10 protein-coding genes are annotated in these 14448 nt (G+C 46.4%); 3 read left to right on the top strand and 7 right to left on the bottom strand.

Annotation, left to right across the window (positions count from 1 at the left end; translation table 11 throughout):
- The first annotated feature begins 51 nt into the window (after window positions 1-51).
- Entirely contained in the window at window positions 52-948 is an 897-nt protein-coding gene (locus VFC92_10455) for a hypothetical protein (protein HZK08608.1), read from the top strand.
- Window positions 949-1163: 215 nt separating this feature from the next.
- Here the strand turns inward: VFC92_10455 and VFC92_10450 are convergent, their stop codons facing one another.
- Both VFC92_10450 and VFC92_10445 read right to left on the bottom strand, forming a co-directional pair.
- The gene (locus VFC92_10450; GenBank protein ID HZK08607.1) at window positions 1164-1943 is read right to left on the bottom strand and encodes a porin family protein; all 780 of its coding nucleotides are present in this window, start codon (window positions 1941-1943) and stop codon (window positions 1164-1166) included.
- 11 nt (window positions 1944-1954) lie between these two features.
- Window positions 1955-3082 (bottom strand): PCMD domain-containing protein, encoded by a 1128-nt coding sequence (locus VFC92_10445; protein HZK08606.1) that lies wholly within the window; start codon window positions 3080-3082, stop codon window positions 1955-1957.
- Window positions 3083-3500: 418 nt separating this feature from the next.
- Between VFC92_10445 and VFC92_10440 the strand changes: the two genes are divergently transcribed.
- Together VFC92_10440 and VFC92_10435 are read left to right on the top strand one after the other, a co-directional pair.
- Window positions 3501-4454 (top strand): glucosaminidase domain-containing protein, encoded by a 954-nt coding sequence (locus tag VFC92_10440; protein HZK08605.1) that lies wholly within the window; start codon window positions 3501-3503, stop codon window positions 4452-4454.
- A 34-nt stretch (window positions 4455-4488) separates the two neighbouring features.
- On the top strand, window positions 4489-5523 hold the full coding sequence (locus tag VFC92_10435) for a hypothetical protein (GenBank protein HZK08604.1): 1035 nt from the start codon (window positions 4489-4491) through the stop codon (window positions 5521-5523).
- A gap of 315 nt (window positions 5524-5838) precedes the next feature.
- On the opposite strand, the gene VFC92_10430 is transcribed toward VFC92_10435, so the two are convergent.
- The 5 genes from VFC92_10430 to VFC92_10410 all read right to left on the bottom strand — a co-directional run bounded on the left by VFC92_10430 (window position 5839) and on the right by VFC92_10410 (window position 14406).
- On the bottom strand, window positions 5839-6273 hold the full coding sequence (locus VFC92_10430; GenBank protein ID HZK08603.1) for a hypothetical protein: 435 nt from the start codon (window positions 6271-6273) through the stop codon (window positions 5839-5841).
- Window positions 6274-6304: 31 nt separating this feature from the next.
- Complete coding sequence (locus VFC92_10425; GenBank protein HZK08602.1) at window positions 6305-7654, bottom strand: dihydroorotase; 1350 nt, start codon at window positions 7652-7654, stop codon at window positions 6305-6307.
- Window positions 7655-8066: 412 nt separating this feature from the next.
- The gene (locus tag VFC92_10420; GenBank protein ID HZK08601.1) at window positions 8067-8831 is read right to left on the bottom strand and encodes a polyprenol monophosphomannose synthase; all 765 of its coding nucleotides are present in this window, start codon (window positions 8829-8831) and stop codon (window positions 8067-8069) included.
- Between the two features lie 239 nt (window positions 8832-9070).
- Entirely contained in the window at window positions 9071-11599 is a 2529-nt protein-coding gene (locus VFC92_10415) for a phospholipase D-like domain-containing protein (GenBank protein ID HZK08600.1), read from the bottom strand.
- A gap of 20 nt (window positions 11600-11619) precedes the next feature.
- Complete coding sequence (locus VFC92_10410) at window positions 11620-14406, bottom strand: TonB-dependent receptor (protein ID HZK08599.1); 2787 nt, start codon at window positions 14404-14406, stop codon at window positions 11620-11622.
- Window positions 14407-14448: the final 42 nt, after the last annotated feature.

Raw genomic sequence — 14448 nt, 5'->3', positions numbered from 1 at the left:
AATTCTTATTGGAAATTTCTGTTTTTGAAAGACGTGTTCAACATAATTACAATGAAAATATGGGTCATCATCGGTTTGTTAATTTTCCCTTTGCTTCGGGTGGCAGCGCAGGAGCAGGCGGAGGATGTGTATGCATTCGATCTCTCCACTTTTTCGGGCGTTCATCAGGGCAATAGCTACATCACCTTGCCATTTAATATCGGGAATATCGATCCAATCTGGTTCGAGGCCAACGTTATGCCTGACTTCATTATTCGCGAAAGCAAAAGCGCACGGTTGATGGGCGTCATCACGCCGCAGATCATCATCCGCATGTATCAGGAGGAATCTTTCCCGGTGCGTACGCCGAGTTATATCCCGCAGATTACGATTTATTATGCGCCCACAACAAAACCGGATAACGAGCGAACCATCCTCTTCGGGCGGATAGCCCACCATTCCAACGGGCAGGAAGATGACTTTTATCTGCCGGGTCAGGTGGTGAATTTAAAGTCAGGGAATTTCTCGACAAACTATCTGCAGGCAGGCGCGATTCGTAGCCGCTACAGCAAAAAGCTCAACGCCTGGCAATTTTTTAGCACGCATTTAGAGATGCATCCCAAGGGCTGGTCGGCTCCGGAACTCAGGAATCGCTACAGCCCCCTGCGATGGCAGGTTGCCATGTCGGTGTATAAAAATCCTTTTGCAAAAAAACCTGATCGCCATAACAAATCCCAGCTTTCCGTTACTGCCAAAGCCTCCTGGATGTTTGGCGAAGTGGACAACTGGGAAACATTCGCTTCCGACCGGCTGACGGTGGATATCACTTTCAACCTGCACCCGGGCTTCTTTGAAGAGATCGGCTTCTTTGTCAACTTTTATTACGGCATGGATTATTACAATATCTACTTCAATGAGATGCTTCAGGTTGTTCGGTTTGGGATTATGACCGAAGGATTGAAATTTTAAAAAGAAATGTTGGATTTCATAATGGATTTGAATATCCAATATCAACGATTAAATTTGAAATTCTCAAATTATCCCCAATCCTATAACGGGTTTTGATTTAGCAAATAGTTTCGCTGCGAAGTAGAGCAGGGCATTAATTTAGGTTTGTAGGTTTTCAAGTTGGAGCGCAGCGTAAATCCCGCACATGCTGGTGGGCTGAGGATTCCGCGTTGGTTTTAAAAACGATATCCAAAGCCGATATTCAGATAAATGGAATACATATCGAAGGTGATTGTTTTAAAATCATTTTTAAACAAGTCGTTCAGTCCCCAGGTCAATTCGCTAAATAACTCAAGATGTTTTCTAAGCGTAAATTCTCCTCCGGCCATAGCTCCCCATTGAAAAACACGCAGGTCATCCGAAAAATCATAAGGCCCTTTGTTGTCGCCTTCAAATATCAATTTTGAGCCTGTAGAGCCGCCTTCGCGCAGATACCCGTCGTACACATAACCCGAAAAATTCCTTTCGATCAAAGTGGAGAAATAGAAGCCTCCATACAAATTCCATCTTTTTGAAATATCATAAATGGCCAGCACCGGGATTGAAAAATAAGAGTTCTTCACGGTGGTTTGCACCATTCCTGTAAAGTTGCCCGTTACTTTTTGCCCGCCATCGCCAATCACTTCTGTATAATAATCCTTCACCCTTGCTTCGGTTTTCATGCCTCTCCCTTCGGCGCGCAAACCAGTGCGAATACCCCATTTCTGATTCTCACCGAGCCATTTGGTGAGGTTGGCTTCCAGACCCAAAGCCAACGTAGGGTCGTAGCGCTCAATTTCTCTTATCTCTATCGGTAACGGGATAGGCGCAATTCCGCCGATGCTAAACCCGGCCCGGATCTGAAATTCGGTGTTTTGAAAAAATAAGGACTTTTCACCGGGTGTTGTCTCCTGAGCATTTGCAACAAAAAAACAAAAAACGAGGAGGATACTAATGATGGATTGTTTAACCTTCATGCTTGCAGATTTTACTTCTTGTAAATAACCTCAACGTCATCAATCAACAAAGTACTGCTTACCGCACCTTTAAAAAAGTCGCCACCAACACTTGAGCTCATCACCACGGAGATGCTATAACCTCCGCTGGCTAATTTTTGCGGGTCGATGGATTTGCCGGGCTCTTGCACAAAAGGTATCTCAAATTTGGTCCATTGATCTGTTTCGATGGCATCCTGTGGGTCGAGATGTGCCACGGCCACAAGGTTCTCGTGCGTAAACCTGTTGGTACCATCCAACATCAGCGTTCCACCATTGTTGTCGTAAAAGATGGCATAAACATCCCAATAGTCCTGAATCTGGCCATTTCCGTACTCTTCAATCACCATCTCACCCTGTGCGTTTTTTACCACCTGAACAAAAACATCGCCACCCTGGTATTTAAAATAACCTTTTAAAGTATCAGGCTCACGCTCAAAGGGCACGCCCATTTTAACGGCCAGCAGCGGACTGCTAATGGCAGCACTAACATCAAAGGTTCCCATGAAAAGATTGCCTGCTGCGATGGGTTTTTTAAACATGATGCCCAGTTCGCCTGTTCGACGGGTGGTCAATTTGAGCGCCCGACCGGTGCGTCCGGCTTCGGTAGTAGTGGTAGGATAATCTTTGGCCTCGGCTTCGCCTGCGGTAATTGCAAATCCTCCATTACCACTTGCCCAGTCCATAATATTATCGCCAATTTCGTTTTCCTCGAAAAACACATGGTATTTACCACTCTCATTCAGCCTGAAATGCTCGAAGCCGAATTGTGAATTTACTTCTGCAATAATAAAGCTGACCGTGTATTCTTTGCTGTTTTTGCCATCCTCCGAGGTAACGGTATAAAGCTTCGGTTGGGTAAAATCGTGCGCTGTGCCGCTTTCGGGAGAAATGGCAGCTCCTTCTGATATGTTGAACACAGGTGCCTGTTGCGTTAAATCGGTATTGGGTTTTACCCGTATCGTCACGCGGTTGTTCTCCAGCACAGGATCCATCTTGAGGATTTCTGCGGGCACAACCACCGAAATAATGTCTGCTTCACTATTCAAAGCTTCGTCTTTGGTACACGACGAAAAGGCCAAAGCAACTATCAGAAAGAAAAACAAATGTCTTGTCTTCATAAGAAAATGGTTTAAATATTTTACTCACTATCCGTTTTATCGTTGTCGAACGCGGCAAAAATACAAGTTAAAACTGAATGACGTTTAATCTTGTCCCGGCAAGGGCAAACAACAGCACCCATGGCGCCTCCTGATACGGTTCCCACAGCGGCACCTTTCTGGGTTTTGTTCAATGTTAAGGTGAAATCTAATCATTGTCGTCCGGTAAAGAAAATCTATTGTTTTTTACTGGACAGCAGTGTTTTATAAACTCAAAAAAAGCATCTGATTAATGGTTGCTTTGCCTGCTTCCCCAAATTTCTTTTCGACAACTTTTACAATAATCGGTGGAAAGTGGCTTTATTTGTAGGACGAAATGAACGCGACAAGCAGCAACAGAAATATGGAGATGCAACGGAAAGGGTTGTTCGGAAACAAAATGCCAGCACTTGGGCTGGTGTTGCTGTTGCTGATGTTGGCGCTTCCGCTGACGACGCTGGTGGCACAAGTGAAGATGACGCGCGCCGAGTACGTGGAGATGTACAAAGAGATCGCTGTGCGCGAAATGGTGGATTTCTCCATCCCGGCCAGCATCACGCTGGCGCAGGGCATCATCGAATCGGGCAGCGGCAACAGTCGCCTGGCACGCGAGGGCAACAACCACTTTGGCATAAAGTGCCACCTGGGCTGGGAAGGCAAAACGATGTTCGTAACCGACGACGCCCCCGACGAATGTTTCCGCGTGTATGCCTCTGCCGAGGAATCGTACAAAGACCACTCTTTTTTCCTGAGCCAGCGCGGCAGATACGCTTTCCTGTTTGAACTCAAGATTACCGACTACAAAGGTTGGGCGCACGGACTCAAAAAGGCCGGTTATGCCACCAATCCGAAGTATCCCGATATGCTCATCAAGATCATAGAAGAGCTGGAGCTTTACAAATACGACCTGCTTGACAAAGACGCCCTTGCCCGCCAGAAGCGTCCCGACGAAATCCCCAAAGCTGACCAACGAAAATACGAAGCCTTTGGCGTGGGCAAAAACGACCGCAAGGTGCTCACCAACAACAAACGAAAATTTATCTTCGCCCGCAAAGGCGATGATTTCTATAAAATCGCCGGCGATTTCAATATCTACCATTATCAGATTTGGAAATACAATGACCTGACGAAAAAAGACAGAATCAAAGAGGGCGACATGGTGTATCTGGAACGCAAAAAAAACAAAGCTACCACACCTTATCATTTTGTAAAACAGGGCGAAACCATGCACAGTATCTCCCAGCTTTACGGCATCAAGCTAAAGCAGCTTTACCGCAAAAACCTTATGGACCGCGGCACCGAGCCGCGCGCCGGACAGCAGTTGTGGCTGCAGGATAAGAAACCACGGAAATAACCGACAGAAGTTTTTTAGAATCAATACCAATTTTATGAAAGCGAAATTTTCACTCCCCCTACTTGCAGCAGCTTTTGGTCTGCTTTATCTTTTTACCTCCTGCGGGCAGGCACCGCCCGATCATTTTACGATTGCTTTTTACAACGTCGAAAATCTCTTCGACACCATCAACGATCCGGGTGTTCACGACGGCGAGTTTACACCGGAAGCTGCCATTCCCTGGAATACGGAGCGCTACGAGCAAAAACTCAAAAATATAGCGCGGGTGCTGGGCGCCATCGACAGCACGGAATTGCCTTTGGCAATCGGTCTGGCAGAGGTAGAAAACCTGGGTGTGCTCCGCGACCTGGTAGCTACCAAACCGCTCGATAAAGGCGGTTACGATATCGTTCATTTCGACAGTCCCGACGAACGCGGCATCGACGTAGCGCTGCTCTACCGGAACGGGATGCTGCAGCCGCTCCACAGCCGCCCCTACCTGCTCACCTTCGATTTCGACAGCACCGACCGCACCCGCGACTTGCTCTATTTTAAAGCGCTGGCTGCCGACCGCGATACATTGCATTTCCTCGTAAACCATTGGCCATCGCGCTATGGCGGAAAAGAACAAAGTGATCCCAAACGCCAGCGTGCAGCTCAGCAGGTTCGCCAGGTCGTCGATTCCATATTCCGCTTCGACGCCCACGCCAACATCATCATCATGGGCGACCTCAACGACAACCCCACCGACGACAATGTAACCGTAACGCTGGGCGCACTCGTACACGAAAATAATGTGAGAAAAAGCCAACTTTATAATCTAGCCACCGAGAAATTCACTTCGGGCGAAGGAACGCTCTACTGGCGAGTCTGGGATTTGTTCGATCAGGTTATCGTGTCGTCCAACCTGCTGGATGGCAACACCACCTACAAACTATCGCCTGCCACCATTCAAATCCTGAAAAAAGATTGGATGCTCTACCGCCAAAAAGACGGAAATATGGTTCCCAACCGCACCGCCGGACGCAACGAATACTTTGGCGGCTACAGCGACCACCTGCCGGTGTACATCCGGTTTGAGAAAAGGTAGGAATGCGCAAGGCGCGTGGCACGTGACGGAGGGCAATAGATGAAGGGTTTAATAAGAATTAGTGCCTGGTAGCCTCAAAAGTATAGTATTTTTTTAATAGGAAAGAGGCTCCTTTTATCCGGGAATTTATTACCATCGTTATAATAATGTCAACCCTTCGGGGCTGGCTGAGAGAAATTTTTGGTGCTATTTAACTTTTCCCCAGTTCTTAACTCATCACTCTTTTCTACCGACTTTCATCTAAAGACTACTGACTGCGAACTGCGCCTCTGCTCTCTGCGCCATGCGCCCTGCTCTACGCGCCTTGCCCCTTCCCTACTTCTTGCTATAGTCGATCTCCTTGATCAGCTCGCCCTTTTCGTCCCAGAAGCGCCAGATGCCTGTGCGCACATCCTGCTCATAATATCCTTCGTAGTATTTTTTGCCGTTTTCGTGCCAGGTGGTGGTGATGCCGTCGTGTCGTCCGCTGGTATATTGGCCTGTGCTCCATTTGTTGCCGTTGTTGTACCAGGATGTCCAGGTGCCGTGTTTTTCGCCGTCGAGATAGGTGCCGCGCATGCGCAGCTGCCCGTCGGCATAATAATAGGCTTCTTCCACCATCTGGCGGTCGTCGCCGTGGTTGTCGAAATATTGAACCACTTTGGGCGAACCATCTTCGTAGCTTTCCTTTACGGCTTCTTCGAGTCCGGCGGCGCATCCTGTCGATAAGAACACAAGAACGATCAGGTAGAGGAAATTTAATTTTTTCATCGGATTTTTTATGCTTGGTTTGTAATAATTATCATCTGTCGAACAGCAGGCGCTCGCCCTTAAACTGTTCGTAAAAAGTCCCGCGATTGTAAACGAGATTGCCATTAACAAAAGTATAAAGCACGCGGCTGCTGAAGACCTGCCCTTCAAAAGGCGACCATCCACATTTGTATAATATGTTGGATTTGCTCACCAGCCAGGGGTTGTCGATATCGATGAGCACCAGATCGGCATGGTAGCCTTCACGGATAAAGCCCCGCTTTTGCACCTTAAAACATAATGCTGGCGCGTGACACATCTTCTCCACGATGCGCTGAAGGGTGATCTTGCCACGCAGGCTAAACTCGATCATGGCCGGCAGCGCATGTTGCACCAGCGGCCCGCCCGAAGGCGCCTTGAGGTAGGATTGCTCTTTTTCGGCGATGGTATGTGGGGCGTGGTCGGTGGCAATTACGTCCAGCCGGTTGTCGAGCATGGCATTAAAAAGCCCCAGCTTGTCGCCGATGGTTTTGATGGCCGGATTCCATTTGATATAGTTGCCTTTGTGCATGTAGTCTTCCGCCGAAAAGATAAGATGATGCACACACACTTCGGCAGTAATCCGCTTTTGTTCCAATGGAATTTTATTATCAAATAACTCCGTTTCGCGTGCCGTGGAGAGGTGCAGCACATGCAAGCGAGTGTTGTGTTTGCGCGCCAGCTCCACCGCAAAAGAAGAGGAACGGTAGCAGGCTTCGGCACTGCGTATGTCGGGATGCATCGTCACAGGCACCTTGTCGCCGTGTTTTTCGGTGGCCTGTTGCAAATTGTGGCGGATGGTAGCTTCGTCTTCGCAATGGACGGCCACCAGACAAGGCGCTTCCGCGAAAATGGCTTCGAGCGTCTGCGGATTATCCACCAACATGTTGCCGGTAGAAGCGCCCATAAAAACTTTGATGCCACACACATTTTGCGGGTTGGTCTTTTTGATCTCTTCCAGATTATCATTGGAAGCACCCATGTAAAACGAATAGTTGGCAAGCGACTTTTCGGCAGCGAGCGCATACTTTTCTTCAAGCAACTCCTGGGTCAGCGTGTTGGGAATGGTGTTGGGCATTTCCATAAATGAAGTGATGCCACCTGCAACGGCAGCTTTACTCTCGGTGGCAATGTCGGCTTTGTGGGTAAGGCCGGGCTCACGGAAATGCACCTGATCGTCGATAACGCCGGGGATCAAATATTTGCCTTTTGCATCGACAAACTCATGCGCATGATATTGATGTTTGTAGAAATCCTCGTCGTGCCGAAGCACCTTTTCTATCATCCCGTCGCGCACCAGAACGGAACCTTTGAAAATTTCACCTTCATTTACAATCTTTGCATTGGTAATTATGTAACTCATCTTTTTTCAATTTTTAAGGCCAAAAGTAATAATTAGAAACATAAAAGGGCTGGTCAGGTTTCTATTTACTGAAAAAAGTCGGCAGGAATCAGTCCACAGTCAACAGGTCTCAGTCCACAGTCGGCAGGTCTCAGTCAGCAGGTCTCAGTCCACATTCGGCAGGAATCAGCGCAGAGGATGCCAGCCCTGAACGGGATGGCAACCCTGATCCTGCTTTCAAATATTCTTTTAGACTGAAAAATGATGATGGTAATAGCAACAGGCAGAGCCTGCAAAAATAGAACGGACGATATTGACAAATTTCAAAAATCAATAAAGCAACTACCGGCAGTCGGTGTAAACAATCCTAAATAAATCCCAATGTCAAATACTCAAAGTTTCAAACAGATACATGCCTTTGATTTTTTGGAACTTATTTGTCTTTTGGAATTTGGGTTTTGTCTTTTGCCTTTCCGGCGGCAGGCTCTATCTTTTTAAACCTTAATTTGATAACGCCAAAGATCGCTTCTTTAAAAATGCCGGCGTTCATCTTGGAGGTTCCTTCTTTGCGGTCGGTGAAGATGATGGGCACCTCTACTACCTTAAAGCCCAGTTTGGTGGCCGTAAATTTCATCTCTATCTGAAAAGCATATCCGATAAATTTGATCTTGCTCAGGTCGATGGTTTCGAGCACGCGGCGGGTGTAGCAAACAAAACCGGCGGTAGAGTCGGTAATCTTTAAACCGGTGATAACTTTCACGTATTTGGAGGCAAAGTACGACATCAACACACGTCCCATGGGCCAGTTTACCACACGGATCACATTGTCCACATAGCGCGAACCGATGGCCACGTCGGCGCCATTTTCGCACGCTTCCACCAGGCGCGAGAGATCGTCGGGGCTGTGAGAAAAGTCGGCGTCCATCTCAATGATGTATTGATATTTGCGCTCCAGCGCCCACCTGAAACCATGGATATAGGCAGTGCCAAGTCCAAGTTTTCCCTTTCGCTCCTGAATGTGGAGCTGCTCCGGAAACTCCTGCATCAGTCGCTTTACGATAGCTGCGGTGCCGTCGGGCGAACCATCTTCGACAACCAGAATATGAAAATCGTGCTTAAGGTTGAAAACATACCGGATGATCTTTTCGATGTTTTCCTTTTCGTTGTAGGTGGGAATGATGACCAGTTTTTCTGCCATTTTTCTAATTTTCAAAATTACATTTTACAATCACTACCATCCGGCTAAAATTATCGTTAAAAATCTCCAGCTCTTTCACCAGATAACAGCATTTAAAAATCTTATCGACAAAACTAATAATAATATCCGAAAATCAGGCTTTCAAGGTGCTGCCTGAAAACCGCGTTTGAAAAGCCCTTAACAAAAATAGCTGTCCCAAAACTTCAGGACAGCTATTTGCAATTTCATTAATCCAAGCTTTATTGAATTACGAGTTTTTTCATCGCCAGTCTCTCTCCGTTAACAACTTTTACAAGATAGACTCCCGGACTGAGCTTGGCACTTTTTATATTTAAAACCATCTTTTGTTCTCCGTTTGTCATGCTTCGCTGCAAGATCTCCTCGCCTAAGAGATTATAAAACGAAACAGTCGTTGCTCCTCTGATCTCCTCGGGTATCTGAACAGTCAGCTCGTCGGTAGCAGGATTTGGGAAGATATCCAGCGTGCTCTGCAGGTAAGCATCTTCAATACCGCTGTCGTCGATTACATGGATGTAAATTTTGCCATAAGCAAATAAATCCGGCTCAGCCTGATAGGCAATTTTGTAGGTGATAGAATCATAACCAAGAAATCCCTGATCGGGCATATAGTTGATGATATTGGGATTTGCAAAAGGAATGTAGGAATCGCCTTGTGTAGCAGGGGTCTCGATACTAAGGGTAACGGGAGCCTGAATAATGTCGTTGTCCATAACTGCAACCGCCAGCAGTTGATCGATATTGATAACCATCGAATCATTGATAGCTGTGGGCGGCTCGGTGAGTTCGATGAGCATTCCGTTATTTTCCGTAAAGCGATGTACGAATTGCTGATAATAGATATTGGCAAGCGTTGCATCATGAATAATGAGGGTGTTCTCATCATTGTCATTGTCGGCGGCGGCGCTCCAGTTGTGTGAACCGGTGAAAACCATCGGGTCGGAAGCGGGAGCATATTGATCCAAAATCATGTATTTGTGGTGCAGCATGCCAGTTGAAACATAATCAAAGGTAAAATGTGTCGACAAAGCAGCCGAAAGAATACTATTGACCGTAGTACTATTATTGCCTTCGCTGTCGGTAATCACATTTACCTCCACACCGGCTGTTTTGCGATCGGCGATGGCCTGGGCCATTTCCGTGCGTGTCATCAGCATGGTAGCAATGCTCAGATCGTTGTCGGCGGTATTGATTACTTCCACAATTTTAGCGTTTACCCCGTCAGAAGGACTAAAGAAACACTCTACATATTTGCCTCCGATAACAAACTCGTGCGGCGTATTATTTCTTTTGAATGAACCAAAAAGTGCTTTGGCTGAATTTGGCTCGTCACCATACGATCCCCACATTTCTTCAAATTCGATCTGGTAAGTGCGCGCCAGACTCTGGTCCTGAACAATAATCACATTGTTGGCATCCAGGTTAATCTGGCTATTGGTAAAGTTGGTAGATCCCGTCCATACCAGCGGATCGTTGGGATTGGGGGAGTGTGCGTCGAAAACAATAAACTTGTTGTGCATGATGCCGGTGCGCTGATAACCTGATGGACCGATAAGCACATGAACGGCCGAGTTGAGCAGTTCATCAATACCCATATTGGCGGTGGTTCCGCAACCAATCACCCGCACTCGCACGCCGCGGTTGGCAGCAGCTTTCAAGGCATTACTGATGTTGCTAATGCCACTGTTGTTAAAATTATAAATGGTGAAGTCGATGGTGTATTTTGCGCGATTGATATAGCTGATGAGCGTATCGTCCATGGTAGACGGAAGATAAATGGCGTTTACCCCATTAGAATAAGAAACATCGACAGGTGAGTTGAAGTAGGCGATCATTTCGCCACTCGAATTAGAGATGGTTGCAAAGGAGGTTACGGCTGAATATGCTGTATCGTTTCCACTCACCGAAAAGGCCTGCACCCAGGTAATTTCGCCTGCATTCAAATCAGAAACCTGAAGTTGGTGATCCATCGAACTTCCAGAAATGGAAGTGTGGTTGTCGGCAACCGATTCGGCAGTTGAGCCGTAAAACAATTCGGTGGTTCCTGCCACATTGGTGCTCCAGTGAAAGCTAAGCGAACTCTTGGTGAAATCAGTATTGCTCAAAGTGCCGGTGAGATAAATGGCGCTGGTCAGGGAGATATCATCCAGGTCACGGGGCAGCAATTGATAACCGTCGTAAGGATTGGAATAATGAAATTGCGAGCAGATGGCTGTAATATCTACTTCGCCTGTAGGGATAACGGTACCCACCATATTTTGGCCATTTTTAACATAAATAAACCCTGATTGGCCGTTGGCGCTGAATTGATATTTGGTGTTTCCAGTAAAGAGCTGCCCGGCATCAATAAAAATAACATGGTTTATTTTCACCAGCATCCCTTCGTATGCTTCAGCAATTTGGTTGGGTGTAAGCACAATAGGCTGTGGCACTGGATTTCCGGTAGAATTAATAACCACAGTGGTCACCGGATCAATTTCCAGAAGCTGGTTGTAATTTTTCAGGGTACCGGTAACGGTAATGGTATCGCCACGATTTACGCCGGTAACCTTTGAACCATAAGCAGCAATGCCGGCGGTTTGGTCTTGAAGATAACGAATAGGGTCCATCTCCGATCCATTGGTAGCAATACCTTTAACGGTAATTGTGGAGCCTATGGACATTCCGCGGGCTTCGAGAATAGTATTTTGCGCAAAGCCTAAGGTGAAAATGCCAAATAAAAATAAAAGAGTAAGTAATGAATTTCTCATGGTAATGATAGTAAAGGTTATTAATAAATTACGATTTTGAGCGAAGCAATAAATTGTGTTCCTGCACCCATAAATACAGCAGCCGAGCGTGCATCAAACGTGTTGAAAGTGCGTTGAATATAGCCATCGTTGTTCTTGGCGTCGGAGATGTATTGTTCGTTCAACACATTGAGCACATTGAGTTTGATGGTAAATCCAAACTTATCCAGGCTATGCAATTTGAAACGATAGCCGGTATGAAAATCCACCAGGTTATAGGCCGGTATTCTCCAGGGTTCAACCGGGTTACCAAGTTCATCCGTAGTCTCTTCGGGGTTGAAATCGGAATAATAGCGATCGAAATAAGTGGTGCTTCCTTCGATGTACCATCCTTTCAAAGGTTCCCAGCGCAAGCTGGCGCCCAGTTGGGTTTGTGCAGCATCGCCCACATGAATACCTGTTGCATCAAAACTCAGCTTATTGGCGGGCTGGTTATTATCGGTGAAGTACATTTGCAGATTATTTATTTTTTTATCCCATATCCAATCGCCCACAGAAACTAATCCCTGGAAATCGAGGTTGCGCCGTATTTTGTAGATGAAATCCAGTTCGATACCTTTATGAAGGGCATCCATTCCGGGGATATCGCCATAAGTGTAACCTTCGGTACCAGTGAAAGGATCTTCATATTTACCGCGCACCTGCTGGGTGGGTTTATTTTCCCACCTGGTGTAATAAGCATTTATGTTAGCCGAAAACTTTGTGCTGTTGTAGGAATAACCAAGTTCGATCGCTTTTACAATTTCGTTTTTTGATAATGAATCAGCGAGGAAGTTAGCTGTATGACCCTGGAAGTAATATTTGAAATCCCGGGTTTTGGAAAGATAGCCAATATTAAAAAATACGTTGTTGCGTTCCGACAGATTATAATTGGCTCCGGCTTTCACGGTGAAGCCTGGCTTGTATTTCCAGTCGGATTCTTTGTTACCAAAATAATCTTTCTTTTTATACCCGCTTGCTGATGAGGTGAGATTGATAAAAGAGGAGAGGTTTCCTGTTTTGTATTCAACCTGTGTAAACAAACCGCCCCAATTTACCAGGCCATCGTCGTAATAATATACTTTATCGCCCACCTTCTTCACCGCCAGCTGAGGATTGGCAGAATAATCGTTTCTTTTATCATAAGTATCAATAGCATAATCCCCACCCAACAAATCAGTGATTTCCATGTAGTGCTCCGCGGTGTAGGTACGTAAATCTATTCCGCCCGACCAGTTGAACTTATCATTTATATCATAATTGAAAGTCGATAACAAACCGTACCATCTGTGATTGTTGTTGCTCCGCACCATGTAATTGTTAGAGTAATAAAGTTTGTCGCTATAGAGCGGATTGATCGGATAAACCATACCGAATGGTGAATTGGTAGGTTTTGAGTTAGCATTATAAATGCCTTGCCAGTTTATCTGACCTATCTCATCAGCATAGAAAGTCTCCGGATTATTTTCGACATCTTTATTGGTAATCAGGTTGGTGTTTTTCAAGCTGCTTCTGGTACCGTATCCGCCGCCTGTGCCAAGTGATGCGTAAATGATATTCGAGATGGTAAATTTGCTGTTTATGGTCCACAGGTCGCGCACGCTAAACTGCGGCTTGAAATAAGTGTTGGTTTTTTCGTTCAGTACATCCCTGCTTGCATCGGGATTCATAACGCGTGCAGTAGAATCGCCGTTCCATTGTTCGGCATTGCGTTGCAGGTATCCCCAGTGCTGGCTGTAGCCTTTGCCCTGGTTGTTAATTGAAGGGAAATCTTCCGGATCCACGCCATGTTCCCTTGCAAATTCAGTATCGTAAGCAGCAATGGCACGTTTATAACTACGTTGAATATGCGTCTGGGGTGCGCCAAATCCCGTAAAGCTGGTGATATGTTTGCCCCAGCGCTTGTCCACTTTGGCAAAGAAAAACCAGGCTTTCACATCAGTCTGATCTACCCATCCTTTGCCGGATTTGTAGGCTCCTGCCAATGTCACACTCCATCCGCCCTTCAGAGCGCCGGAAGTATAGCCAAGGTTTGTGGTTGATTTTCCATAACCATCCACGCTTTGTGCGATGCTTATCGAGCGCTTGGCTTCGATGCCTTTAGTAAGAATATTCATGGTACCTCCCACCGAAGGCAGTGCCAGTTTGGAAGCTCCCAGCCCGCGCTGAACCTGAATGCTTCGGGTAACAGCATCGAGCCCAAACCAGTTGCTCCAATACACCCAACCGTTTTCCATATCGTTTACCGGAATACCGTCGAGCATCACCGCCACATTGCGCTGGCTGAAACCGCGAATGGTAATGCGCGCATCGCCGTCGCCACCGCCTTGCTGGGTTGCATATACGCCGGGAGTTCTATTGAGCAGCATCGGAATATCCTGGCCGGCAAGGCGTTCTTCAATTTTCGCTGGCAAAATAGTAACAAAAGCTACAGGCGTTTCGCGCGACCGGGCTACATCACCAATAATCGAAACCTCATCCAGCTGTATCGTTTCAAGATTAAAATTCACTCCCACCGGCCTGTCGGCAACCGTGATCTCCTTGGTTTGGCTTTCGTAACCTACATAGGAGGCAACCAAAGTATACGTGCCCCGCTCCAACTGAAAAGAGAAGTTCCCCTCAATATCAGTGACGGCTCCCGTTACGGTTCCTTTAAGAAGCACATTGGCGCCAATAAGAGTTTCTCCTAAAAAGACGTCTTTCACCACGCCGCTTACCGTTTGCTTTTGTGCCAAAACAGAAATACTGCAGGCAAAAAACAAGGAGAAAAATAAAATTTTGTAATTCATAATTCGTGTCTTTAAAAAGCCAAAAAAACACCTGTACGGTCG

Source organism: Bacteroidales bacterium (assembly GCA_035647615.1).
In the GTDB taxonomy this organism is placed as follows: Bacteria; Bacteroidota; Bacteroidia; order Bacteroidales; family 4484-276; genus SABY01.
Note: the sequence above shows the minus strand (reverse complement) of the source record. Positions and strands in the feature narration are given on the sequence as shown.